The sequence below is a fragment of the Maribellus sp. CM-23 genome (assembly GCF_021354595.1).
GTDB lineage: Bacteria > Bacteroidota > Bacteroidia > Bacteroidales > Prolixibacteraceae > Draconibacterium.
In genome coordinates this window covers 14,890-38,523 of the sequence record NZ_JADWYJ010000001.1, presented here as the reverse complement: position 1 = coordinate 38,523, position 23,634 = coordinate 14,890, and the positions used below count along the sequence as shown (strand labels likewise).

Sequence of the window (23,634 nt, the reverse complement as noted above, 5' to 3'; positions counted from 1 at the left end):
CAATTGGATAATAAATTTAATTTTTGAAGCTATGAAAACAGTTTCTACATATGTTGGTTTTGTGTTGTGCCTGTTGCTGCTTATTGGCGCAGGATGTAACGACTTTCCTCTGCCAGAGGATGAGTTTCTGAAATCAGCCCGTTCAAGCGAAAATGCTGAACTCAAAAAGAATGAAAACAAGAAGCCGGCTGAGTTATCTACCGACGAGATAGATGGACTTCTTTTTATGCGGGAAGAAGAAAAACTGGCGCACGATGTCTATTATCAGTTTTATCAGTGGTATGCACACAACATTTTCCTGAATATTTGCGAAAGTGAGCAAAAACATACCGATGCCATTTTAAGGTTGCTGGACTTTTACGACCTGGATGATCCGGCAGCGGGAAAGGCCATTGGCGTATTTCAAAATACGGCCTTGCAGGATTTGTACAACTCACTTGTCAGCGACGGAAAAGAAGGGCTTCTATCGGCCCTGGAAGTTGGAGTGCTGATTGAGGAGACGGATATAAACGACATCAACAGTTTAATGACTGAAACCGAAGTGAAAAATATTCTGCAGGTTTACAGTCATTTGTTAAACGGTTCCGGAAATCATTTGAGTTCATTCGAAAGGGTTTTGAGTAAAGTGGAATCGAAACAGAAGTAGAACCGCACTCTGATAATTGTTGGGGCTGATCCTCATTAAAACCGCTTTCTCTTGTTGGAAGGCGGTTTTTTTCGGGGCTTATTTAAAATAAGAATATACCTCGTCGTAGCCTTTTACTTCCATCAGATCGGCGCGCATTTTGGCGGCTCCCGCGAAACTATTCAGGTAAATTTTGTAGAAGCGTTTCAGTATGTTGAAGTTTTTGTCGGGGCTCCAGGTAGATTCAAACAAACGCGTGTGTTCCAGCAGTTTTTCAATCCGCTCTTCTTTCGAAATATCTGTTTTTTCAGGATTGAAGAACCACGGATTCTGAAAAATGCCGCGCCCGACCATTACGCCGTCCACACCGGTTTCGCGGATGCGATCTAAGCCCTGTTCATAGGAAAAAACATCGCCGTTTCCATGAAAAGGAATATGCGGTTTCAGGCTGTTTTTAAGCTGAACAGCTTTGGCAATTTCATCCCAGCTGGCTTCGCCTTCCGATTGCATGCGCTGAGTTCTTCCGTGCAGGATAATGGCGGCCGGATCAACTTCCAGTAAATTACCGATCCAGTTTTCAGTGATGTGTTCTTTTATTCCGGTCCGTGTTTTTACGCTAACAGGCAACGATGTACCTTCTTTGGTCGCGAGTATAATTTCCCTGGCACGCTGCGGGTCGCCAATCAATGCGCTACACGCCCCAATTTTGAACACCTTTTTTACCGGGCATCCCATGTTAATGTCGATGCCATCGAAGTCGTAATTTTCGGTGATGTACCGGGCAATGTTGTGGTAGATTTCCGGATCGCGCCCCCAGATTTGAGCCACCAGCTTGATGTTGAGCTTTTTTAGCAGTTCACGTTCTGACGTATTCACAATCAGGCGTTCAGAAACCCGCTCGCGACCTACAGGGTGGTTCATCCCTTCTACGGAAGTAAACTCAGTGAAAACCACGTGAAGTTTTCCGGGAGCAGCCATTCCCATTACGATTTCGCGAAAAACAGTATCGGTGACATCCTCCATGGGTGCCAGTGAAAAGACGGGGCCTTTTAATTCGTTCCAGAAATTACTCATTGCGGTGCAAAAATAGGAAATATGGCGGAGCAGCAGCCTTCAATTATTGTAGAATAAGATTTTATTCAGCCACTTTTAACTGTTCCGTTCGAATAAGCGACAGACTTTTTCTGTATTTCCGGCTGTTGCCAAAAACAATACGGTCTTTCGCCGAACGTCCGGTCCCGTTTTCTTTTTCATGAGCACACTCGGGTGTGCAGCAACCGTGGTATTTATCGGCACATTCCGGACATTGAATGAACAGGATATGGCAACCATCGTTTGCACAGTTGGTATGTGTGTCGCAGGTAGCTCCACACTGATGACAGCGCGAGATGACCTGGCCGTTTACACTTTCGCCCAAACGTTCGTCGAACACAAAGTTTTTCCCCAGGAACTTGGATTCCAGCCCGGCTGCTTTTACCTGGCGGGCATACTCCAGAATTCCGCCGTGCAATTGATTTACATCGTTGAAACCCTGGTGTTTTAAATAAGCACTGGCTTTTTCGCAGCGAATTCCGCCAGTACAGTAAAGCAGGATTTTTTTGTCTTTCTGGTCTTCCAGTAAATCGGTAACAATCTCCAACTCTTCACGAAATGTATCGGCTTCGGGGCAAATGGCTCCTTCAAAATGCCCGATCTCACTTTCGTAATAATTACGCATATCCACTACTACGGTATTCTCTTGCCCGATGTGGTTATGAAAATCAACGCCGCTTAAATGAGTCCCTACGTTGGTGACATCGTAAGCATCGTCATCCAGGCCATCGGCCACCAGTTTGGGGCGCACTTTAATGGTGAGTTTGTAAAACGATTTCCCGTCGTCTTCAATCGCATATTTTATCGGAATTTCACGGAATATCTCGTGCTTCTGCAAGGTTTCCAGAAAAGTTTCCCAGTTGTGTTCCGGAACGCTCATCTGTGCATTTATTCCTTCGCGGGCGATGTAAATACGACCAAAACAATCCAATGTAAACCAGTCGCGGAATAACTCGTCGCGAAAAGCTTGCGGATCATCTAAAATGAAATAACGGTAAAGCGAAATGGTTTTTCGCTGGAAAGTTTCTTCCGCCAGGCGTTGTTTTAGCTCATCTTTATTAATACGGTTGTACAAATGCATCGTTAAAATCGTTTTAAAAACTGCGGGGCAAAAGTAGGTATTTTAAGAAAAAGAACAAAGGAGGGATTAATCTTAAAATATTTGTATGAAATATAATTTGCGAACGAACTAAAGTTCTTTAAATTTAGCGGCATTGAACCTGAAACTTGATAACTAAACGAGCCCGGAATGATCCTAAATTATATTCATTGGAACCCCGACCCTGAGATTGTAAATGTTTTTGGAATTTCGATCCGATACTACGGGCTTTTGTTTGTAGGCGGATTGATTTTATGCCTGTATATCCTGGGATGGATTTTTAAGCGCGAGAATATTCCGGCAGAAAACCTGGAAAAGCTTTCGTTGTATGGGATTATAGGTATTTTGGCGGGTGCCCGGCTGGGGCATTGTTTGTTTTACGAACCTGCCTATTACCTGTCGCACCCGTTGGAAATGATTCTTCCTCTGAAGTTTCCGGAGGGTGGCGGTGTCAAATTTACCGGCTACCAAGGACTGGCGAGCCACGGTGGCGCCCTGGGTTTAATTGTGGCGCTGATTATCTATTCACGAAAAACCAAACATGGTTTACTTGATGCCATTGATTTAATTGCAGTGGTGGCTGCATTGGGCGGTGCTTTTATTCGCTTGGCAAACCTGATGAACTCTGAAATTTTGGGAATGCCCACTGCCCAACCATGGGCTTTTGTTTTTGAACGGGTGGATAATGTTCCGCGGCATCCGGCGCAGCTTTACGAGGCTTTGGCCTACTTCCTGATTTTTGGAGTTACTTTTTCACTATACCTTACTAAACGCAGGTACCTCAGGAATGGGGCTTTTTTCGGGCTTGCCCTTCTGCTCATTTTTACCGCCCGGTTTTTCATCGAATTCCTCAAAGAACGACAGGTAGCTTTTGAGGAAAGCATGAAACTCGACATGGGGCAGATCCTTAGTATTCCTTATGTGCTTATTGGTGCCGGCTTTCTTTTTTGTGGGATCAGGAAAACGGCTAAGAGCTTGAAAAACAAATAATACATCGGATTTTCGTATTTTTGAGATAATTCCTTTTTTAGTAATAAAAACCAAGTACTTATGAAATCAATGATCACAATTCTGTTATTGGGCATCCTGTTTTTGTGCGCCTGTCAAACAGAAGATCCCCAACTAAAAGAGCTTGAACAGTACATTGAACAACTGCGTACCGAAAGTGAGTCGGTGGGGTGGACTGCAACGGTTTCTGTTGACGGTGCCACCGTATTCTCAAGAGGTTTTGGACTCGGGAATTACGAACAGCAGGTGCCTGTTTATCCCGATAAAACCAAATTCAGGATCGGAAGTATTTCCAAAGCCCTTACTGCAGCTGCCTTGGGTGTTTTGATAGAAGAGGGAAAGATTGACCTGGATGCCCCGGTACAAAAATACGCACCCTATTTCCCCGAAAAGAAATATGCGATGACCACCCGGCAGGTAGCGGGCCATCAGGCCGGAATACGGCATTACAACGGCGATGAGTTTCTGTCGGCGAAATATTATCCAACAGTTAATGAAGGGCTGGAAATTTTTATGAACGATACCTTGCTGTTTGAGCCGGGGACCGCTTACCGTTACACGAGTTACGGCTTTAATCTTTTGAGTGCCGTTATTGAAGGTGCAGCAGGGGAGGACTTCCTTCATTTTATGCAAACCCGGGTTTTTGATCCGCTAGGAATGACCGAGACTTTGGCCGAACACATGGATTCACTGATACTTTACCGCGCCGGTTATTACGATATGGCTGAAGGAAAGGTGATCAATGCGCCGTATGTCGATAACAGCTACAAGTGGGCAGGCGGCGGTTTTATTTCCACTTCGGAAGATCTGGTGAAGTTTGGAAATGCAATGCTTCAGAATACTCTTTTTTCAGAAGAAGTAAAGCAACAACTGGTTACGCCGCAGAGTTTGAAAAACGGCGAAAAGACCGAATACGGTATGGGGTTCTTTTCGGGTGTTGATGAATACGGAAGGCCTTATTATGGACACGGAGGCGGCTCGGTAGGTGGTTGCAGTAACCTGATTATTTATCCGGAAGAAAAGATGGTTGTTGCTGTGATTACCAACGACACCCGTGCAAAAGTGGGGAAGGAACTGCACAAAGTGGCTGAGATTCTTTTAACTAAAAAGCAATAAAAAAACCCGGAGTTTGAATCCGGGTTAAATATCGTGTTGTTCAATATTAATGAACGGCAATAGGATCTGGGTTTCCATCCGGATCGGATGTTACATGGCCATCGGTTGCAACATTTCCCAAAAGCAATATTCCTGCAACGTGAGGGGCTGCCATGGATGTTCCGTGTAAGGTTTCATAACCTCCGTTTTTATAGGTTGAAAGAATATACACACCGGGTGCAGCATAATCAACCGGCGATCCGAAGTTTGAAAATTCGGTTGCAAAGCGGTCGCTTTCCCACATGGCGGAAACGGTGTAAATATTGGGTCCGTTATTGTGGGCTGGAGAATAATAGAAACAATCATCACTTTCGTTACCCGCAGCAATCGAGAGTTTGATTCCTTTGGCTGCCACTGCCTGCACAGCTGCATCAACCGACGAATCAGTATAGCGCGACGATGGTCCGAGGCTCATGTTGACCACATCACCAGCGGTTCCAACACCATCCGTCGCAATGTAGTCGAGTGCTGCCACGGTCCAGGAGAAACTACCACTGCCGCGGCGATCGAGTACCCGGCAGGAAACTACCTGGGCTCCGGGAGCCACCCCAATTACTCCAATCGAATTATTTTTGGCAGCGATTGTTCCCGCTACGTGCGATCCATGCCCGTTTTCATCGTCAGGAGTAGTTGCTTTTCCGCCAATAATGAAACTTCGGCTTAAGCTGGTATTTACGTTCAGGTCAGGATGATCCAGGTCAACACCAGAGTCAACAACCCAGGCTTTTTTGGTGCCTGTGTAATTTGTTATGCCATTTACACGGCTTATTCCCCAGGGTGTTTGCTGGGCCGGACTGGTAGTACCTCCGCCTCCGGGTTTTCCTTTTTTCGCTTCAATATCGGGTAAGCCGAGGGAAATGATGCGGTCTTCTTCAATGTACTTTACTGATGGATCGTCCTGCAATTTTTTTAGCTGTCCGGGGGCCATCTTAACCGAAAAACCTCTCAGTGCAGAACCGAAAACATGGCCTACTTCAGCATCGCTTATGCCGGTACGTTTCAGGATTTTCCCGGTAGCTGCCTTCATGGCAAGCTGTTTCTTTTCGTAGCCTTTTAGGTTCGAAAGTTCAAGATCGATGTCAGCGTCCTGTAGAACTACAATGTAGCCTTTCTTTGCAGTGTTGGCCGATTTCAGCTCCAGGTTTTCTTCTAGGTCATCGGTTACCAATGCGTCGTTACATGCATTGCCCATGGTTAACACCAAAGCCAATGCGAACAATTTAAACAGCGTTTTTTTCATTTTCATTGTAAGTTTGAATTAATAGATAGAGTTTGCTTTTTATTCTTAGTGTTTATGTAATCAGGTTTGTTATACGTTGCAAAACGGCTCTATGTTTTCTTTCAAACAGATCAGGTGGTATTTTGTTTAATCTCAGTGGGTAAGGATGTTTTTTGTTTGCGTGTCAGTGGAGTGTTAATTCGGGTTGGTGTCAGGAAATATACATAAAAAGAAACCCGGGAGATATTCCCCGGGCTTGCCTTTAAATATGATTCTCTTTCTAATGAACTCCAATAGGATCTGGATTACCATCAGGATCTCCATTTACTGTTCCATCGGGTTTTATATTACCCAGCAATAAGATACCAGCAGCATGAGGTGCGGCCATCGATGTTCCACTCATGGTTGTGTAACCACCGCCTTTGTAAGTAGAATAAATGCTGTAACCGGGCTCGCAAAAATCAACAGGAGGATTGCCGTAATTGGAGAAATAGGCCCAATTATCGTTCACGTCGCTGGCAGAAATGGTATAGATATTTGCTCCGTTGGCACTGGCCGGCGATTTGGTGTTGGCATCGGTACTTTCGTTCCCGGCGGCAAGCGAGAATTTAATACCCAGAGCGGCAGCTGTTTCCACGGCTGAATTTAAGGTTGCATCATAGCCTCCGCCAAGACTCATGTTGGCAACATCGCCCGTGGCTGCATGATCGGCTACCCAATCAACGCCGGCAATGATCGCGGAATAAGAGCCCGATCCTCTTCTGTTTAGAACCTTCACCGGAACCACTGTAGCACCGGCAGCTACGCCAATTACACCTTCCGAGTTATCAATGGCTGCTGCAATGCCTGCACAATGTGAACCGTGTCCGTTGTCATCGTCAGCAACCTGCGTGTTTGCAACGAAATTCCATCCGTTTACCAAATCCACATTCAGATCGGGGTGATCCAGGTCGATTCCTGTATCGATGATCCATATTTTATTGTTTCCGGTATAGGTTACACCGCCGTTAACACGCGCAATTCCCCAGGGAGTAACTTCTGCTGTTGGTTGCGGTGCAGGTTTAACTTTTGTTTTTACATAAGGTTGAACCAAGGTGATTACCTGGTCTTCATTAATATATTTTACAGAAGGATCGCTCTCCAATTTTTTCAATTGCCCGGGAGCCATTTTTACTGCAAAGCCTTTTACAGCTGTTCCATACGTAAAAGTAATTTCAGCTCCGGAAACACCGGTTCTTTTAATGATCTTTTCCGAAGCTGATTGTACGGCTAGTTGTTTCTTCTCATAACCTTTTAGTTTTGTCAGTTCAAGGTTAAGGTCAGCGTCCTGTAAAACAACGATGTAACTCTTTTGAGCACTGTTCGCTGATTTTAGTTCGATACTTTCTTCAACGTCATCGGGTACCAATGCGTCGTTACATGCATTCGCCAACGTCAATACAAACGCCAATGCGAATAATTTAAACAGCGTTTTTTTCATTTTTAATTGTTGAGTGTAATGATAGAATGAGTTTGTCCTTTACAATATACATAATATATTTTGTTTTTATTGACATTTGGTCAATAAAAGTTGGGGCCTATAAACGTTTTGGTTGAGGGTGTTTTGTGCAGCCGATCAATGGTTTCTTTGGTATTCAGTGTGGTTTAGTGGATGGATGAAAAATGGGAATTGACTTTTTGTAAGCTTTGACCTGTTTATATTGCATTTTTTCAAGGGAGACTGATCCCGATGTTGTGCGGCCAAAAAGGACGCATGTTCGGCTACCTCTTATTTTAGTGTAAATCATTTGGCCGAACTTCCTACAGACAGAAATTTGGGGCAGGTTGAGGGATGATGTGGCGTTTATTTCCAGACTCTTAATGTGTTTAGGAAGTTAAATATGTCTACAGACATAGCTTGTTGGCTATCTGTAAGGAGTTTTATCTCTCACATCAATTCAAACCGGGTAGCCTGCAAGGAAGGGATGGAAGAGCTTCTTCGTTTGTTATTTCGCCAGTAGGCTGGCAACGGTGGCTTTTATTTTGGCAAAATCTTCCTCGTTAAAGCCAATGGAAGAGTAGGCGATATTACCCTCTTTGTCGACAATAAAATTTCGCGGAATATTTTGTTGGGCATAAAGCGAGAACACTTTTCTTCCGTGATCGGGAGAAAAAGGCATGGTGAAATTTTGTTCTGCCTTGAATTTGTTAAGCTCTTCCCACGAGTGTTCGCGCCCCAGAATAATGAGCACAAAGTCTTGGTTGTTCTTGTACTGGTCGTAAACCTCTGTTTGTAAATGAGGAAGCTCTTTCCGGCAGGGAGGACACCAGGTGGCAAAGAAATTGATCCAGACTACTTTTCCTTTTAGTTCCGACAGTTTTACCATTTTTCCGGGTGCTGTTTCAAAGCTAAAATCGGGTGCTGCTTCTCCTTGTTTGGCCAACGTGAATTCATCCTGAGCGTTTGAAACCAGTACCGAGAAGAGTATTAAAAGGAAGGTAAATAACTTATTCATGGTGGTGTTATTGACTTTGTTCAAAATTTGATTCTTCTGCCTGGTACTTATAAACCAAGCCATTAATTGACGCGAAGAAAATAAATTCGCGGCTTAAAACCCAAATTTTTGGATAAAAGAATAGTGGTTTGCTGCTTCAATGGAATCAAAAAACAGATTTCTTACCTGCGTAAGCTGGGGAGGAACAAAGGTAAGCGCCTTCAAAGCCGTATTGGTCAGATTAACCTTTCCGTTATCCGTTGTTGCAAATCCCGATTTAAAGGCTCCCTTCTTAAAATTCTCTGAAATAATTACTTTACCTCCCTGAATATACTGCCATTTTCCGTTGCGCTCTTCGTTTTGGTACTCACCCTGGAGTTCAAACGAAAAGCCGTTCCAATTGTCCAGCATTAGGGTGAATTTTCCTGTACCCGAATTAACGGCATAATCTGGATGGGAAGAATCCATCCATTGAATTTTAAATTCGTCCATTAGAAAGGCCACTTGGAAGGCGGCTTGCCCATCTTCTTTGAACCAGGTCCATCTGCCCACCGGAAGCCCTTTGGCAAAACGTCCTTTTATTTTTTCAGAACCATTTGGGTAATAAGAAACATAGTCGTCCGTAAGTTGTGTGCTTTCAATGCGTCCTTTGGCATAGAGATTTCCATCCCGGTAATAATCGGTAAAGCTTCCTCCAAAGTAGTTAACATGCTGTGCCCAGAAAGCTTCGCGGTAGTACGACGCATTTTCAGGCAAACAAATTTGCCAAAGATGGTTGTAGTAGATCTTTACTTTTCTTGATTTTTCGGGATATGACAAACCTGCGAGTGCTCTGTTGCCAAAATGATAGCTAATCGTATCTGAAATTATAGTACTTAGCCGGGAATCGAGCTTCATTGAAGTTGTGTCGATATTGCCGCCACGTTCGGCAAGTAAATGAGAACAGCCGTTGCAAAGTCCTTTTAATGTAAAACAATTTACGGCACCACCTAAAATAAAGGAACGTTCGAGGTCGCTGCAAAAAAGTTCAGTGCTGTCGAGGTGATAATAACATACGGCGGAATTGATATAAACAGAAGCATCTTGCGGGGTGTATTTCTTTACCTGGTCGTAATAAACCAATGCTGAATCCCATTTTTGCTGCTGGCGGTACACATGCCCAACAAAGTTATTCATAAAGAGTAGTTTGGTTTGGTTGTATTCCATATCGGCTTTCTCAATGGCTTGCCTGAAATAGTATACGGCATTGAGTGAATCGTTTTGCTTTTTGTAGATGTTTCCGAGTGCATATCTTGTTTCTGTGTTGGCAGGTTCTAGTTTGATATTCATCTTGAAATCGGAAATGGCTCCAAGGGTATCTTTGAGCTCAAGACGGCATATCGCCCGATTCTGGTAAACAAAGAAGGCGTCGGGGTCTTTGGTAATCGCTTCGTCAAAAAACTTGATCGCTTCGGTATAGTTTGAATCCTGCATTTGCAGGTAGCCCTGGTAGTTTTTCTTCGCAACTTCCCGTGAAATGTATTCTTTTTGGGCACTGACTTTATTCGTGATCAACAACGTCAGTAAAAACAATAGAAAGGTTTTGGTTCGCATTTGGCAGCTGTTGTTTTTAGTTTTTGTGCTTGATCTGCAATGTAATAATAAAAAAACACCTGCCGTAAATACGACAGGTGTTTTAAAACTTGTATTTTATTGAAGTTCTATTTCTTCAGAAAATCATTCACGGCCTTTTCAATTCGTCCGTTAATCGCCGATGTGTCAGACTTCACAAAGGTATCGCCGGTAATGTTCTCGAAAAGTTCGATGTAACGATCCGAAACCGAGTTTACAAATTCTTCGCTCATTGCCGGAATGGTCTGTCCGTCTTTTCCCTGGAAGCCGTTCTCGATCAGCCACTGGCGAACAAATTCCTTGGAAAGCTGTTTTTGCTTTTCGCCTTTTTCCAGTCTTTCTTGGTAGCCTTCAGCATAAAAATAGCGTGATGAGTCGGGTGTGTGAATTTCGTCGATCAGGTAGATCTTTCCGTCTTTCTTGCCAAATTCGTATTTGGTATCAACCAAAATCAACCCTTTCTCTGCAGCCATTTCAGTTCCGCGTTGGAAAAGTTTACGGGTATAATCTTCCAGCATTTCGTATTCTGCTTTGTCAACCAATCCCTGCGCAATAATATCTTCTCTCGAAATATCTTCGTCGTGACCTTCGTCGGCTTTCGTCGTTGGTGTCAGAATCGGTTCGGGGAATTTCTGATTTTCCACCATTCCTTCAGGCATTGCAACACCGCAAAGTGTTCTTTTTCCGGCACTGTACTCACGCCATGCGTGGCCGGTAAGGTATCCGCGAATCACCATTTCAACTTTATAGGGTTCGCACATGTGTCCAACGGTTACGTTTGGATCGGGCGATTCAATTTTCCAGTTGGGAACAATATCTGAAGTGGCATCCAGAAACTTTTCGGCAATCTGGTTCAATACCTGTCCTTTGTAAGGGATTCCTTTGGGAAGCACCACATCAAATGCAGAAATACGGTCGGAAACCACCATTACCAGGTAATCGTCGTTGATATTGTACACGTCGCGTACTTTTCCTTTGTAAAAGCTTTTCTGGCCCGGAAAGTTAAACTCGGTTTTTGTTAATGCGTTACTCATTGTATTGTTTTTAATTATGATTGAATTTTAAATTTCCAGTTGTTCGTTGGGAGTTGTTTTTTATACAAATTTAGCCCGCAAAAGTTTAAAGTTTTTATCACTCGTTCTAAACAGCTAATGTTTTCCCCTCTTTTCCTCAGCCTCCGCTTTTTCCTTCTCTCTTTCTCGCTCTTCCTGGTGTTTGTCGTAGGCATCCACAATGTCGCGTACCAAACGGTGACGAACAATGTCTTTTTTGTCGAAATGAATGGTTGAAATGCCTTCGATGTTTTTCAGGATTTTCAACGCCTGGATCAAACCCGAATGACTTTTTCTTGGCAGGTCGATCTGTGTAATGTCGCCCGTAATGATGAATTTGGCATTTAAGCCCATTCGGGTCAGAAACATTTTAAGCTGGTTGATCGTGGTATTCTGCGCTTCGTCCAGAATTACATAAGCATTGCTTAACGTTCGTCCACGCATAAAGGCCAGCGGTGCAATCTGAATGGTGCCGTCTTTCATGAACTCTTCCAGTTTTTTTAGCGGAATCATGTCCTGCAAAGCATCGTAAAGCGGTTGCAGGTACGGGTCGATTTTATCCTTCAGATCGCCGGGTAAAAAACCCAGGTTTTCACCGGCTTCCACAGCTGGGCGGCTCAGTATTATTTTGCGGATCTCCTTGTTTTTGAGTGCCCTGACTGCCAATGCAATGGCGGTGTAGGTTTTACCGGTTCCGGCAGGGCCGATGGCAAAAATAAGATCGTTTTTCGCCGATTCTTCCAGCAACCTGTGTTGGTTGGGAGTACGCGCTCTCACCGGTTTTCCACTGTTGCCAAAAACAATGATGTCGGGTTCGCTTCCGCCGTTTTCTTCCATCGAAGAAACACCGCTTTGCATCAGTTCAATAATAATTTCTTCGGTAAGAATATTGTATTGATAATAATGATCCAAAATAAGCGCAAACTTCTTCTCAAATGCTTTTATTTCTTTGGGCTCGCCCTGAACAAAGAGGGCATTGCCACGGGCTACAATGTTGATTTTGGGAAAGAGTTTTTTTATCAGTTCGATCTTCGCATTATTGATCCCGAAAAACTCCAGCGGGTCAATTCCTTCCAGTAATATTTGTTTATCCAAGTGCTTATTCTATTGTTTTTGAATGTGCCCAAAATTACAAAATAAATTTGTGTGTTGGGCATTGATTGTAAAAGGTCTGTACGAACGTTTTCGCAAAACAATTTTTTCTTACAGGATACAAAACCTGTTTGATTTTTAATTTTCAATAACTTTGCCCGATTACTTCAACCCCGATGGATGAGATTCGTTAAATTCGGGAATATTAAACAGCAAACGATGGAACGAAAAATAGAGGCTTTTAAAGAATTACTTGCGATAATGGATGAGCTCCGCAAAAAATGTCCGTGGGACAAGGAACAAACGCTGGAGTCGTTGCGGAAATTAACGATTGAAGAGACTTATGAGTTGGGAGATGCCATTCTGAAAAACGATCTTCAGGAAATAAAAAAGGAATTGGGCGACTTGATGCTGCACATTGTTTTTTATGCAAAAATAGGTTCCGAGAAAGGCGCTTTCGACATGGGTGATGTGTTGGAAGGAATCAATAAAAAGCTGGTTTACCGGCATCCGCATGTTTTTGGTGATACGGATGTGGATGGTTCGGCGCGGACGGTGGTAGAAAACTGGGAGGCGCTCAAATTAAAAGAAAAAGGTGGCAACAAACGGGTGTTGGAAGGTGTGCCAATAGCCATGCCGGCGCTGGTAAAAGCCAACCGTATTCAGGAAAAAGCCAGTGGCGTTGGTTTCGATTGGGAATACCGCGAACAGGTGTGGGATAAAGTGAGGGAAGAAGTGAACGAGCTGAGCCACGAAATTGATAAAGTGGACGAAGACAAGATGGAAGCCGAATTTGGCGACCTGTTTTTTGCCATGGTGAACGCGGCCCGTTTGTACGGGATCGATCCCGAAGCGGCGCTCGAACGCACCAACCTGAAATTCATTAAACGCTTTAATTACCTCGAAAGCCAAACACTTTTAAAAGGTAAAAACCTACACGATATGAGCCTGGCCGAAATGGATGAGATTTGGGAGGAGGCGAAGAAGGAGGAGTAGGTTTTAGTTCGCAGTCTTCAGTCGCAGTTTTGGGTTTAATGTTGCGCAGGTCTTCTTACGTGTTGTTGGAAGGGAGATGGACAGAGTTTGTCTGTACAAAAGCACAGTTCACAGAAGCAATGTGGGTACTTGCCTTAAAACGTTGTTGGGAGTTGCAAAAAGAAGTACCTTTCGTGTCCTTGCAAAATTTACCCAACCAAAGGTCATGAAGAAAAGTAAATACATCCTGCTGGCGTTTATCGTGCTTAAATTTGTGCTACAGTATTTTGCCATTAACCCGGTTTACGAATTACACCGCGACGAATTCCTGCACATCGATTTGGGCAAACACCTGGCCTGGGGGTATACTTCGGTTCCGCCGCTTACGGGGCTGCTTTCATCGCTTATCTTGCTGCTCGGAAACAGTGTTTTCTGGGTGAAATTTTTTCCGGCATTGTTTGGTGCCCTGGTAATTTGGGTGGTGTGGAAAATAGTGGAAGAGCTCAACGGCGGCCTGTTTGCACAAATACTGGCGGCAACAAGCGTTTTGTTCTCGGTGTTTGTACGCATTAATATTCTGTATCAGCCCAACTCACTCGACTTTTTGTGCTGGACACTGCTCTTTTTTACTCTCCTGAAATACATTAAAACCCAGGAGAACCGCTGGCTGTACTATACGGCTGTAGTTTTAGCACTTGGGCTGCTAAACAAATACAACATTGGCTTTTTGGTGCTTGGTCTTGTTCCGGCTATTTTACTTACGCCGCAGCGCACGGTTTTAAAAAACAAACACTTCTGGCTGGCCGCTTTGCTGGCGGTGCTGCTGGTGTTACCCAATGTAGTCTGGCAAATCAGTAATGCCCTGCCTTTGGTAACTCATATGCAGACACTGGCAAGTACCCAACTGGTAAATGTTAACCGGGCTGACTTTCTGATAGACCAGCTTGTCTTTTTCCCCGGATCTTTGTTGGTAATTTTGCTGGCTTTTGTTTCGTTTTATACGTATCAACCGCACAAAAATTACCGGGTGTTTTTCTACGCTTTTGTATTTACCATGGTCATTTTTACCTATCTGAGAGCCAAAAACTATTACAGCATCGGACTGTACCCGGCTTTTATCGCCTTTGGTGCGGTTTATTTCGAAAAACTGCTTTCAAGCGGATGGCTACGGTATCTTCGTATTCCTGTAATTTTGGTTCCGGTGCTGGTTTTTATGCCTGTTGCACCCATAATGCTCCCCGTTTATTCGCCCGGGCAAATACTTGAAAAACAGGAATTGTTTAATAAATACGGAGCCAATCGCTGGGAAGACGGGCAACTGCACGACCTTCCGCAAGACTATGCCGACATGCAGGGCTGGAGAGAACTGGCACATTTGGTTGATTCGGCTTTTACTTTGGTGGACGACAAGGCACATACTATCATTCATTGCGATAATTACGGGCAGGCCGGAGCAATTAACTATTACTCTAAGCAAAAATATACCGAAGCTCTTTCGATGAACGCCGATTATATTTTCTGGTATCCGCTGGACGAGTTTAAAATTGAAAATGTCATCCTGGTGCAGACTAGCGACGACGACGATCCGGAACGAACCCGTGAACGTGCGTTTTTTGAGAAAATCAGTTTGATCGGAAAAATTCAAAATCCCTATGCAAGGGAGCGCGGAACCAGTGTCTATCTTTTGCAAGCGGCAAAAGTTTCGATCAACGATATTCTGCGCGAGGAGATCGAAAGCAGAAAACATTGAGTGGTTGATTTACCTCCACAGGAAAGAGATGACTTACTGATCCTTGCCGCTTTAAAACCAAAATGCACCTGAATTGTTTTAAAACTTGGATACTAAAGGTATTCTAACATTTTAAACCGATGAAGTATGGAACCCAACGAAAAAGTTACGGTAGAAGTCTTGGTGAATGCACCTCTCGAAAAGGCATGGAAGGTTTGGACAGAGCCCGAGTTTATTACAAAATGGAATTTTGCATCGGACGACTGGAAATGTCCGACGGCGGAAAACGATCTTCAGACCGGTGGGCGCTTCTCGTATCTCATGAAAGCAAGTGACGACAGTGTGGGCTTTGATTTCTCGGGTGAGTACACCCGTGTTGAGCAGCTGAAAGTTATTGAATACCGGATTGATGACGGGCGCATGGTAAATATCGTTTTTACTGAAGAAAGCGATAAAACACGGGTGACCGAAACCTTTGAAGCCGAAAACATGCACCCCGTTGTCTTGCAAAGAAACGGCTGGCAGGCCATTCTGAACAACTTCAAAAAGCTGGCAGAAGAAGCAGCGAAGTAGTTTAAGCTGAAGTTAGAAGTTGCGGATATTTTTCTTTCCTGCCTACTGGAAGGCAGGTGTCTTTCGGCCAATGATCATTTTATAATCGAATATCATTCGTATTAAAACCTTTGTATTATCAATGCATTATGGTTTCGCTTGCCAAAAGCAATTTTGATGCTGATTTTCAATAAAATTTGGATACTTACTTATTAGTAAGTATTTTTGATTCCGTAATTCAAAAAAAATAGCGATGTCAGTTACCAGGGAAAGAATTATTGAATTGGGTGAGAATTTGATTCTGACCAAAGGATACAATGCTTTTAGCTACCAGGATATTTCTACGGAACTGGGAATCAAAAATGCGGCGGTTCATTACTACTTTCCTACAAAAGCCAATCTCGGGACCAGTATTGTAAAAACAAATATTCTGCGTTTCGAAGAGATGATCGATAACATGCACAGTCGTGGATTTGACGAATGGAAACAGTTGGATGCCTTTATTAAAATCTATATAAAAAGCAACAGAGAGCAGAAGCTCTGCATTTTTGGATCGCTCGGTCCCGACTTTGATACACTGAATGAGAACACTCAGAACGAACTGGTAAAAATGACCGAACTGATTGTAAACTGGCTGACCGAAATCCTTACTTCTGGAAAGGAAAAAGGTTTTTTTGTGTTTAATGAAGATTCGCACAACAAAGCGGCGATGATCTTTTCCAGTTTAGTGGCCAGCCTGCAACTTTCGAGAATCGTAAAAAACTTTGATTACAAAAGCTTTTGTCAGGCCATTCAGGAAGGACTAAAGTCCTAAAAAATTTGCCTAGTCAACTTACTTACTAGTAAGTATTGCAAAGCAATTCACTTTCAAAAATTGATAAAAATGAAACGAGCAGTAATAACAGGATTGGGGGCCGTTACTCCATTAGGAAACAATGTCAACGATTTTTGGCAGAGTTTGATAAACGGGAAAAGTGGCGCAACTCCGATCACCCGGTTTGATACAACAAATCATAAAACAAAATTTGCGTGCGAGGTGAAAGGTTTTGATCCTTCGGCGATGTTCGAAAAATCGGAAGTTCGCAAGATGGATTTGTACACGCTTTATGCATTGGCTGCCACCGACGAGGGCATTAAGGATTCGGGCTTAGACCTGGATGCATGCGACCGGAATAAAATAGGAGTGATCCTGGCGACCGGAATTGGCGGCATGCAGACCTTTGAAGACGAGATTCTGAAGTTTGGAGAAAACACGCAGCAACCAAGATTCAGCCCGTTTTTTATTACCAAAATGATTTCAAACATTGCCACGGGGCAGATCTCTATCCGCTATGGTCTGCACGGGGTAAGTTACTCTTTAACATCGGCTTGCGCATCCTCGAACAATGCCATTGCCAATGCCCTGGACCTGATTCGGCTGGGGCGTGCCAATGTGGTTATCGCCGGCGGTTCGGAGGCTTCGATCACACAGGCTTGTGTTGGTGGTTTCAATTCAATGAAGGCAATGTCGACCTTGAACGAAAGCCCGGAAACTGCATCGCGGCCGTTTGACAAGTCGCGGGATGGCTTTGTAGCTGGTGAAGGTGCCGGGGTTTTAGTGATTGAAGAGCTGGAGCATGCCCTAAAAAGAGGAGCCAGAATTTATTGCGAACTGGCCGGTTATGGGGCAGCATCGGATGCTTACCATGTGGCAGCCACTCACCCTGAAGGGCTGGGAGCTGTGCTGGCAATGGAAGGTGCGTTGGAAGATGCCAACCTAAAACCGGAGGATGTAAATTATATAAATGCTCACGCCACGTCAACGCCGGTAGGCGATATCAGCGAGTGCCTGGCCATTGAAAAGGTTTTCCGGAACAGTTTGGACAAGCTCCATATAAGCGCCACCAAATCCATGACCGGGCACCTACTGGGGGCAGCGGGCGCCATCGAAGCTATTGCGTGTGTAAAAGCAGTGGAGCAGGGGATTATTCCGCCCACGATCAACCTTGGGGAGCTGGATCCGCAAATCAACCCTGAGTTAAATCTTACTCCGCACAAAGCTCAGAAAAAGGAAGTGAAAGTGGCGCTTAGTAACACCTTTGGTTTTGGCGGACATACTTCAACCAGCGTATTCCGAAAATACAATTAACACAACGTTTGTGTGCTTTTAATACCGGTGCAATTGTCCGAGTCGTTGATTCGAATGATTGCACCGGTATTTTTGTACGTATATACCCTTGTATTAACGGATGCTACCTTTGCCTTTTTTTTCGAAGATATAGTTTCTGGCGATCAGTTTTAGCTTGCCTTTGTTTTCTATGGCCTGCATGGCCAGCAGGGTGTGCCTGCCGATGGTTACTACCACATCACTTTCCATGCTGAAAGAAACGGTTTCGTTTCCAACCTTTTTCTCAACTTTCCAGCGCCATTTGCCCTTTGTTTCTTTCTCCATCTTTTTTCCGTAGAAAACAGTTACGGTAGAATCGGCATTTAACCGAATTCCTGTAACAATTTTATCATCCGCTTTTTCTTCCGCCAGCTTTTCGTACGATTCTGCAGCTACTTTCCAGGTGCCCAGCATATCGGTTCTTGTTAGCTCAGAGTCTGCTGAATTGGTGGTAAAAAAGCAGGAATTCAGAAGTATGGAAAATAAAATCAGAAAGCTAAATGTGAATGTTTTGATCATGTGATTATTGGTTTATTGAAAATTATGGCAATTGTATTTCGGGGCAAAATTTCTGATGCCCGGGGTGTTTGTGTTGGTTTAAATTACTCTTTGATAAAATTGACTAAAACCGATCCGGGGGTAAATAACTCTCCGGGGGCGAACGATACAAACATCATTTTTTCATAAGGACTTTTTTCGCCGCATTCGAAAAACAAACCAACATTTCCGTTGGGCAATTTGGCGAGGCAGGAATAGGCTGAAGGACCTTCGTAGATCAGTTTCGAATTGCTCCAGGCAGAGCAGTCGTCAAAACTGGTTTTGATGGTCATATTTGTCCGGCTAAACGGAACGGCCGGGTTGGCAAAAAGGTACATATTCTTTCCCTCGTAGTTTCCGTAATGAATAATACTGGCCTGGCAAACGGGTTCCACGAGTTGTACTGCGTGCTGAACATCGCTCCAGGTCTCACCTCCGTCGGTGCTCAGCGAAAAAGCACGGCAGGCTTTGTCGTTGTACGAGCGCATGTTCATCATCAGTGTTCCGTCGCTTAATTCCACTACCTGACTTTCGTTTACCTGTGGTTTTATCATTTCACTCATTCGCCAGGATGCTCCGCGGTCGTCGCTTAAAAGCACATGGCAACCATAGCCAAATCCGTCCGGTTTTTTGAAATCAGGAGCATCATAGCTGTTGTTGCAGGGAATAATCAAACGACCTTTAAATGCTGCGGATGTTAGCTGAATGCCCACACCCGGGCCGGTAGCATACCAACCCCAACTTGTGTCTTTACAGCTTTCCAGCATGTTTTGCGGTTTCGACCAGGTCAACCCGTCATCGTCAGAATAGGTCATGTACGGAACGCGCGTATCCTGGCTTTTCTTCCGTATAATATCCGATTCGTGATCGCTTCCCAGGTTCCAGGTCATAAACAGGATGATCCGACCGGTAATCTGATCAATCACCGGACAGGGATTACCGCAGGTGTTGTTCCCATCGTCCCACACAACGGTTTGGCTTTCCCATGTTTTTCCATGGTCGGTTGAGCGCTTTAACAGAATATCGATATTGCCGGTGTCGCCACCTTCCCGGCCTTCAGCAAAAGCCAACAGCGTGTTGCTGGGTGTAACGATAAGCGATGGAATGCGAAAATTATTGTAGGAAGTATCTGATTGGCTCCAGAGCTCTTTTACAATGATGGCTTTTTCTTCGCGCTCCGGATTTAATTTACAAGAGGTTGCAAAGACAAGCAGAAAGGCGATGACGATGACAGTTTTCATTTGTTTGAGAGGGGGTGTTGGGTTAATTGATCATCAGTAATAATCATACGATTACCTTTTCTTAATTCAGCGTTTATGTCGGGTAATGCCATTAGAGTTTTATTGATTAGCAAGCGTTTAAAAGTACATATAAATCAAAATGATCCAAAGAAGAAAAATGTATTTAACATATTTTAATCGTTTGAAAGATAAGAGGAATTTCCTCAGGGAAATAGAAGAAGCATAAATCGACATTTAGTTTGAAGGCCTAGTTGGCAACTTTGTTTTGCAGAAAAAGATTGAGTTCATTGTGAAGGTCCAGCGAAAAGGAGCGAACGAAACGTTTGTTTTCCAATCCGAGTATCCATTCAATGCCAGTTGCTTCGCTAACGAGAAATAACTCCTCTACATGAAAAAGCAGCTCTTTTTCCAACTCCGGTACTTCCATTACTTTTAAGCCCATCTGGTGCCCCAGTTTCAGAACCATTTCGCGGATCACCGGGTTGCAGCATCCTGATTCTGTTGACGGAGTGATCAAAACCCGGTCTTTCACCATAAAAAGAGTGGCTGCAATTCCTTCACAAACGTAGTTTTTATCGTTCAGAAGTATTGAATTACGGTATTCGTTCCGAAGAGTGTTCCGGGCAGTTTCCCAAAGCAAGCGGCTGTAAAAAGGGTAGGAGCCCAGTTGACTAAGCGGTTTCCGCCGCTGGCTGACGTTGACCAGCATTCCCTGCTCCGAAATCGGAAAATCAAAGATTTCACGGGCCTCGGAAGTGATCAGGTAATTGACCGTTTTCGCTGATACGTAAAGCCGGATATGGATGGTCCCCGAACGATAAAACCGGTTTTTATTGAGCATGCGTTTGCAGAGGCGAAAAAGCTCGCGTTGGTTTCGAAACAGTGAAGGAAGCAGAGCTCCGAGCTCCTGCGTTTGTCGGTGCAGACTTTCCACGTTTTCATTCAGCAAAGGAATGCCGCCGTAACCAAACCACACTTTTTGCGACAGAATCACCGGGTCGTCCAGCAGCCAGCGGTTCATGCTGACTTCCTCCAACGAACAAACTTCTCCGTTGACAATCAGCGTTTTCATGCCTAAAAGAATACAAAAAGATGGTCAATAAAGCGGTCGAAGAGTTCGGGCTTTAACAAAATCGGGAATACAAAGCCAAACACAGCTCCCAGAAAGTGCGCATCGTGCGCCACGTTGTCGCTTTGTTTCTGGCTCATCCGGTACGAATAAAAAAGATAGCCGGCAGCAAACAGAATTCCCGGAATAGGGAGAACGGCAAACAGGTACAGCGGTTCCCACGGATCAAAAAAGATGGTGGCAAAAAGTACCGCCGAAACGGCTCCCGAAGCACCCACCGCATTGTAATAGTAGTTGTTCTTGTGTTTGATGAGGCTCCACAGGTTGGAGGCCAGAATGCCGCCGAAATACAGCAACAGGTAAAACGCGGTTCCCTTGTTCCCGAAGTAAAAGTTAAAATAGGCTTCAATATTGCGCCCGAAAAAGAACAGCACCAGCATGTTTACCCCCAGGTGTGCCCAGTTGGCGTGAATAAACGCATGCGAAATCAGCCGGTAATATTCCTTGCGGTGAATAATCTGTGCGGCATTGAACTGCAGTTTCGACGCCATTTCGGGGTTGCGAAATGCCATGTACGAAATAAGTACTGTAACCCCTATTATAAACCAGGTCATCATCATAATCAGTGTAGAATTTTATAGATCATTTCCTTTTGCAGATCACCGCTGTCCACCATGGTGGAAACATTGAGTCCTTTGCTTTTCAGATCGTACTCGCGCAAGATTCCCATAATCTCGTACAATTTGGTGGGCGAGTATTTTTTGGCGGCGCTGATGTAATCGCGGACAAAGTAGGGGTTCACCCGTAACTCTGCGGCCACACTGCGTTCCGATTTGTCTTTCAGAAAATGATAGGTAAATAATTTTGAATAATAGAAATACAGCCCGGCAATGGTTTTTTGAATGGGGTTAAGCGTTGGGTTGGAGCCAAAATACTGGATGATTTTGTTGGCTCGTAATATGTCTTTGTTTCCGAGTGCAGTTTGCAGTTCAATTAAATTGAAATCCTTGCTCACACCAATGTTTTTCTCGATGTGCTCGGGCGTAATCCGGTTCGAATCTTTTACGGCAATTACCAGTTTGTTCAACTCGTTGGCCACTTTGCTGAGGTCGGTCCCCAAAAAAGAAGTCAGGAGTTGTGCTGCCTGCGGGGTAATGGTGTAGTCGTGACTTTTCAGGTATTTGTCGATCCAGGCCGGAACCTGGTTTTCATACAGTTTTTTGGTGGTCAGGATCACCCCGTTTTTTTTGATCGCCTTTACCAGTTTACTGCGGGCATCCACCGTTTTGTACTTGTGCGCCAGCACCAGAATCGTTGATTCCAGTGGCTTTTCGGCATACGACGACAGTAATTCGATCTTGTTTAAACTTTGCGCTTCTTTTACAATAATCACCTGTTTGCTGGCCATCATCGGGAAACGCATTGAGCTTTCCGCGATGTTGATCGTATCCGAATCTTTGCCGTAAAAAACGGTTTGGTTGAAGCCTTTTTCGGCATCGGTCAGCACGTTCTTTTCGATGTACTCCGAAATAATGTCAATAAAATAAGGTTCTTCGCCCTGCAGCAAATAAATGGGGTAGTAAATTCCCTTTTTCAGGTCTTGTAAAATATCGCCAAACTCCATGTTAAAATCTCAGGTGTTTCACGGAAAGTCCGTTGTTTTTGATTTCAAGCAGTGCATCGATGCCTGCCTGTATATGTTTTTCCACAAATTGCGAAGTTACCTTGTGGTCGCTGGCACTGGTTTTTACTCCCGACGAGATCATGGGCTGATCAGACACCAGCAAAAGCGCACCGGTTGGGATGGAATTGGCAAAACCCACTGTAAACAGGGTGGCCGTTTCCATATCAATCGCAATGGCGCGGGTTTTCTTCAGGTATTTTTTAAACTGGTTGTCGAACTCCCACACACGGCGGTTAATGGTGGTAACCACGCCGGTCCAGTAATCCTGTCCCTGGTTACGTAAAATGTGCGAAACCGCTCTTTCGAGGCTAAATGCCGGTAAGGCAGGAATTTCGGGTGGAAGATAGTCGTCGGAGGTACCTTCGCGTCGTATGGCGGCAATCGGAAGAATAAGATCGCCCAGTTGGTTTTTCTTTTTTAACCCGCCGCATTTTCCCAGGAAAAGTACGGCCTTGGGGTGGATTGCGCTCAAAAGGTCCATGATGGTGGCTGCATTCGGGCTTCCCATTCCAAAATTAATAATGGTAATTCCTTCGGCAGTGGCACTCGGCATGTTTTTATCGGCGCCTTCTACCGGCACTTCAAACTTCCGGGCAAATTTTTCCACATAATCCTGAAAATTGGTTAACAGAATAAATTGTCCAATGTCTTCCAGACTTTTCCCTGTATACCGGGGAAGCCAGTTTTCAACGATTTCTTTTTTTGTCTTCATACAATTTGAAATATTTTACCTTTGAACAATCTGAAATGGGTAAGGTTGAAAGGTTGACACAAATGTACATTTTTCGCCGTCACCTTCAAAAATGCGTGCAAAAGAAACTGAAATGGACAAGCTGAATTTACCGGATTATACTTTTCGTACCAAAACAGAAGACGGCAAACGCTGGATTTTTGATGGTATCCGTAAAAAGTTTGTGGTGCTGACACCGGAGGAATGGGTGCGGCAGAATTTTATTCAGTACCTGAAAAACGAGAAAAAATATCCTGAAAACCGCATGGCAGTTGAAAAGCAGATTATGGTAAACGGAAAATCCCGCCGCTTTGATCTGTTGATTTATTCGAAAAGCGGACAAGCTCAATTAATTGCGGAGTTTAAAGCGCCGAATGTGAAAATTACCCAGGATACCTTTGACCAGGTGGTGCGGTACAACATGGCGTTGCGGGTAGAACAGGTGGTGGTTTCAAACGGATTGCAGCATTTTGCCTGCGAAATAGATTATGTAAATAACAGCTACCGGTTTTTACGCGAGATTCCTGAGTTCAACATTGTTTAA

23 protein-coding genes are annotated in these 23,634 nt (G+C 44.2%); 9 read left to right on the top strand and 14 right to left on the bottom strand.

Going from position 1 to position 23,634, the window contains the following annotated elements; all coding sequences use genetic code 11:
* The first annotated feature begins 31 nt into the window (after positions 1-31).
* Positions 32-646, top strand: coding sequence for a DUF2202 domain-containing protein (locus INQ51_RS00160; protein ID WP_233375868.1), 615 nt, complete (start codon positions 32-34; stop codon positions 644-646).
* A 78-nt stretch (positions 647-724) separates the two neighbouring features.
* On the opposite strand, the gene INQ51_RS00155 is transcribed toward INQ51_RS00160, so the two are convergent.
* Positions 725-1,699, bottom strand: coding sequence for a tRNA dihydrouridine synthase (locus INQ51_RS00155; RefSeq protein ID WP_233375867.1), 975 nt, complete (start codon positions 1,697-1,699; stop codon positions 725-727).
* Between the two features lie 61 nt (positions 1,700-1,760).
* On the bottom strand, positions 1,761-2,798 hold the full coding sequence (locus tag INQ51_RS00150; protein WP_233375866.1) for a rhodanese-related sulfurtransferase: 1,038 nt from the start codon (positions 2,796-2,798) through the stop codon (positions 1,761-1,763).
* Positions 2,799-2,966: 168 nt separating this feature from the next.
* On the opposite strand from INQ51_RS00150, the gene lgt reads away from it, so the two are divergent.
* Positions 2,967-3,806 carry a prolipoprotein diacylglyceryl transferase gene (gene lgt, locus INQ51_RS00145; protein ID WP_233375865.1) on the top strand — a complete coding sequence of 280 codons (840 nt, stop codon included), beginning with the start codon at positions 2,967-2,969 and terminating at the stop codon, positions 3,804-3,806.
* Between the two features lie 60 nt (positions 3,807-3,866).
* Entirely contained in the window at positions 3,867-4,940 is a 1,074-nt protein-coding gene (locus INQ51_RS00140; protein ID WP_233375864.1) for a serine hydrolase domain-containing protein, read from the top strand.
* A gap of 46 nt (positions 4,941-4,986) precedes the next feature.
* Here INQ51_RS00140 and INQ51_RS00135 read toward each other — a convergent pair whose 3' ends face one another.
* The 6 genes from INQ51_RS00135 to INQ51_RS00110 form a co-directional block, all read right to left on the bottom strand.
* Complete coding sequence (locus tag INQ51_RS00135; RefSeq protein WP_233375863.1) at positions 4,987-6,219, bottom strand: S8 family peptidase; 1,233 nt, start codon at positions 6,217-6,219, stop codon at positions 4,987-4,989.
* Positions 6,220-6,478: 259 nt separating this feature from the next.
* Complete coding sequence (locus INQ51_RS00130) at positions 6,479-7,678, bottom strand: S8 family peptidase (RefSeq protein ID WP_233375862.1); 1,200 nt, start codon at positions 7,676-7,678, stop codon at positions 6,479-6,481.
* Positions 7,679-8,183: 505 nt separating this feature from the next.
* The gene (locus INQ51_RS00125) at positions 8,184-8,693 is read right to left on the bottom strand and encodes a TlpA family protein disulfide reductase (RefSeq protein WP_233375861.1); all 510 of its coding nucleotides are present in this window, start codon (positions 8,691-8,693) and stop codon (positions 8,184-8,186) included.
* Between the two features lie 93 nt (positions 8,694-8,786).
* A complete protein-coding gene (locus tag INQ51_RS00120) occupies positions 8,787-10,265 on the bottom strand; it encodes a hypothetical protein (protein WP_233375860.1) in 1,479 nt (492 codons plus the stop codon).
* A gap of 107 nt (positions 10,266-10,372) precedes the next feature.
* A complete protein-coding gene (locus INQ51_RS00115) occupies positions 10,373-11,317 on the bottom strand; it encodes a phosphoribosylaminoimidazolesuccinocarboxamide synthase (RefSeq protein WP_233375859.1) in 945 nt (314 codons plus the stop codon).
* A 114-nt stretch (positions 11,318-11,431) separates the two neighbouring features.
* Positions 11,432-12,430, bottom strand: a complete 999-nt coding sequence (locus tag INQ51_RS00110) for a PhoH family protein (protein ID WP_233375858.1) — start codon at positions 12,428-12,430, stop codon at positions 11,432-11,434.
* Positions 12,431-12,646: 216 nt separating this feature from the next.
* Between INQ51_RS00110 and mazG the strand changes: the two genes are divergently transcribed.
* The 5 genes from mazG (at position 12,647) to fabF (ending at position 17,811) form a co-directional block, all read left to right on the top strand.
* Entirely contained in the window at positions 12,647-13,423 is a 777-nt protein-coding gene (gene mazG, locus INQ51_RS00105) for a nucleoside triphosphate pyrophosphohydrolase (protein ID WP_233375857.1), read from the top strand.
* Positions 13,424-13,628: 205 nt separating this feature from the next.
* Positions 13,629-15,152 (top strand): glycosyltransferase family 39 protein, encoded by a 1,524-nt coding sequence (locus tag INQ51_RS00100; protein WP_233375856.1) that lies wholly within the window; start codon positions 13,629-13,631, stop codon positions 15,150-15,152.
* A 126-nt stretch (positions 15,153-15,278) separates the two neighbouring features.
* Positions 15,279-15,704 carry an SRPBCC domain-containing protein gene (locus INQ51_RS00095; protein ID WP_233375855.1) on the top strand — a complete coding sequence of 142 codons (426 nt, stop codon included), beginning with the start codon at positions 15,279-15,281 and terminating at the stop codon, positions 15,702-15,704.
* A gap of 232 nt (positions 15,705-15,936) precedes the next feature.
* Positions 15,937-16,497: a TetR/AcrR family transcriptional regulator gene (locus INQ51_RS00090; protein WP_233375854.1), complete on the top strand. Its 561-nt coding sequence runs from the start codon at positions 15,937-15,939 to the stop codon at positions 16,495-16,497.
* A gap of 69 nt (positions 16,498-16,566) precedes the next feature.
* Positions 16,567-17,811, top strand: coding sequence for a beta-ketoacyl-ACP synthase II (fabF, locus tag INQ51_RS00085; protein WP_233375853.1), 1,245 nt, complete (start codon positions 16,567-16,569; stop codon positions 17,809-17,811).
* Positions 17,812-17,904: 93 nt separating this feature from the next.
* Here the strand turns inward: fabF and INQ51_RS00080 are convergent, their stop codons facing one another.
* The 6 genes from INQ51_RS00080 to INQ51_RS00055 all read right to left on the bottom strand — a co-directional run bounded on the left by INQ51_RS00080 (position 17,905) and on the right by INQ51_RS00055 (position 23,072).
* The gene (locus INQ51_RS00080; RefSeq protein ID WP_233375852.1) at positions 17,905-18,348 is read right to left on the bottom strand and encodes a hypothetical protein; all 444 of its coding nucleotides are present in this window, start codon (positions 18,346-18,348) and stop codon (positions 17,905-17,907) included.
* A gap of 83 nt (positions 18,349-18,431) precedes the next feature.
* The gene (locus INQ51_RS00075) at positions 18,432-19,607 is read right to left on the bottom strand and encodes a sialidase family protein (protein WP_233375851.1); all 1,176 of its coding nucleotides are present in this window, start codon (positions 19,605-19,607) and stop codon (positions 18,432-18,434) included.
* A 247-nt stretch (positions 19,608-19,854) separates the two neighbouring features.
* Positions 19,855-20,679 (bottom strand): aminotransferase class IV, encoded by an 825-nt coding sequence (locus INQ51_RS00070; protein WP_233375850.1) that lies wholly within the window; start codon positions 20,677-20,679, stop codon positions 19,855-19,857.
* Between the two features lie 2 nt (positions 20,680-20,681).
* Entirely contained in the window at positions 20,682-21,296 is a 615-nt protein-coding gene (locus INQ51_RS00065; protein WP_233375849.1) for a rhomboid family intramembrane serine protease, read from the bottom strand.
* Between the two features lie 2 nt (positions 21,297-21,298).
* Complete coding sequence (holA, locus tag INQ51_RS00060; protein ID WP_233375848.1) at positions 21,299-22,300, bottom strand: DNA polymerase III subunit delta; 1,002 nt, start codon at positions 22,298-22,300, stop codon at positions 21,299-21,301.
* A 1-nt stretch (position 22,301) separates the two neighbouring features.
* On the bottom strand, positions 22,302-23,072 hold the full coding sequence (locus INQ51_RS00055) for an AMP nucleosidase (RefSeq protein ID WP_233375847.1): 771 nt from the start codon (positions 23,070-23,072) through the stop codon (positions 22,302-22,304).
* A gap of 91 nt (positions 23,073-23,163) precedes the next feature.
* On the opposite strand from INQ51_RS00055, the gene INQ51_RS00050 reads away from it, so the two are divergent.
* A complete protein-coding gene (locus INQ51_RS00050; RefSeq protein WP_233375846.1) occupies positions 23,164-23,634 on the top strand; it encodes a type I restriction enzyme HsdR N-terminal domain-containing protein in 471 nt (156 codons plus the stop codon).

Coding starts and splice junctions, on each gene's coding strand:
- INQ51_RS00055 (WP_233375847.1), bottom strand. CDS start 23,072: ATGAAGACAAAAAAAGAAATCGTTGAAAACTGGCTTCCCCGGTATACA.
- INQ51_RS00155 (WP_233375867.1), bottom strand. CDS start 1,699: ATGAGTAATTTCTGGAACGAATTAAAAGGCCCCGTCTTTTCACTGGCA.
- INQ51_RS00050 (WP_233375846.1), top strand. CDS start 23,164: ATGCGTGCAAAAGAAACTGAAATGGACAAGCTGAATTTACCGGATTAT.
- fabF (WP_233375853.1), top strand. CDS start 16,567: ATGAAACGAGCAGTAATAACAGGATTGGGGGCCGTTACTCCATTAGGA.
- INQ51_RS00120 (WP_233375860.1), bottom strand. CDS start 10,265: ATGCGAACCAAAACCTTTCTATTGTTTTTACTGACGTTGTTGATCACG.
- INQ51_RS00075 (WP_233375851.1), bottom strand. CDS start 19,607: ATGAAAACTGTCATCGTCATCGCCTTTCTGCTTGTCTTTGCAACCTCT.
- mazG (WP_233375857.1), top strand. CDS start 12,647: ATGGAACGAAAAATAGAGGCTTTTAAAGAATTACTTGCGATAATGGAT.
- INQ51_RS00080 (WP_233375852.1), bottom strand. CDS start 18,348: ATGATCAAAACATTCACATTTAGCTTTCTGATTTTATTTTCCATACTT.
- INQ51_RS00095 (WP_233375855.1), top strand. CDS start 15,279: ATGGAACCCAACGAAAAAGTTACGGTAGAAGTCTTGGTGAATGCACCT.
- INQ51_RS00090 (WP_233375854.1), top strand. CDS start 15,937: ATGTCAGTTACCAGGGAAAGAATTATTGAATTGGGTGAGAATTTGATT.
- INQ51_RS00140 (WP_233375864.1), top strand. CDS start 3,867: ATGAAATCAATGATCACAATTCTGTTATTGGGCATCCTGTTTTTGTGC.
- INQ51_RS00070 (WP_233375850.1), bottom strand. CDS start 20,679: ATGAAAACGCTGATTGTCAACGGAGAAGTTTGTTCGTTGGAGGAAGTC.
- lgt (WP_233375865.1), top strand. CDS start 2,967: ATGATCCTAAATTATATTCATTGGAACCCCGACCCTGAGATTGTAAAT.
- INQ51_RS00125 (WP_233375861.1), bottom strand. CDS start 8,693: ATGAATAAGTTATTTACCTTCCTTTTAATACTCTTCTCGGTACTGGTT.
- INQ51_RS00150 (WP_233375866.1), bottom strand. CDS start 2,798: ATGCATTTGTACAACCGTATTAATAAAGATGAGCTAAAACAACGCCTG.
- INQ51_RS00115 (WP_233375859.1), bottom strand. CDS start 11,317: ATGAGTAACGCATTAACAAAAACCGAGTTTAACTTTCCGGGCCAGAAA.
- INQ51_RS00130 (WP_233375862.1), bottom strand. CDS start 7,678: ATGAAAAAAACGCTGTTTAAATTATTCGCATTGGCGTTTGTATTGACG.
- INQ51_RS00065 (WP_233375849.1), bottom strand. CDS start 21,296: ATGATGATGACCTGGTTTATAATAGGGGTTACAGTACTTATTTCGTAC.
- INQ51_RS00100 (WP_233375856.1), top strand. CDS start 13,629: ATGAAGAAAAGTAAATACATCCTGCTGGCGTTTATCGTGCTTAAATTT.
- INQ51_RS00160 (WP_233375868.1), top strand. CDS start 32: ATGAAAACAGTTTCTACATATGTTGGTTTTGTGTTGTGCCTGTTGCTG.
- INQ51_RS00135 (WP_233375863.1), bottom strand. CDS start 6,219: ATGAAAAAAACGCTGTTTAAATTGTTCGCATTGGCTTTGGTGTTAACC.
- holA (WP_233375848.1), bottom strand. CDS start 22,300: ATGGAGTTTGGCGATATTTTACAAGACCTGAAAAAGGGAATTTACTAC.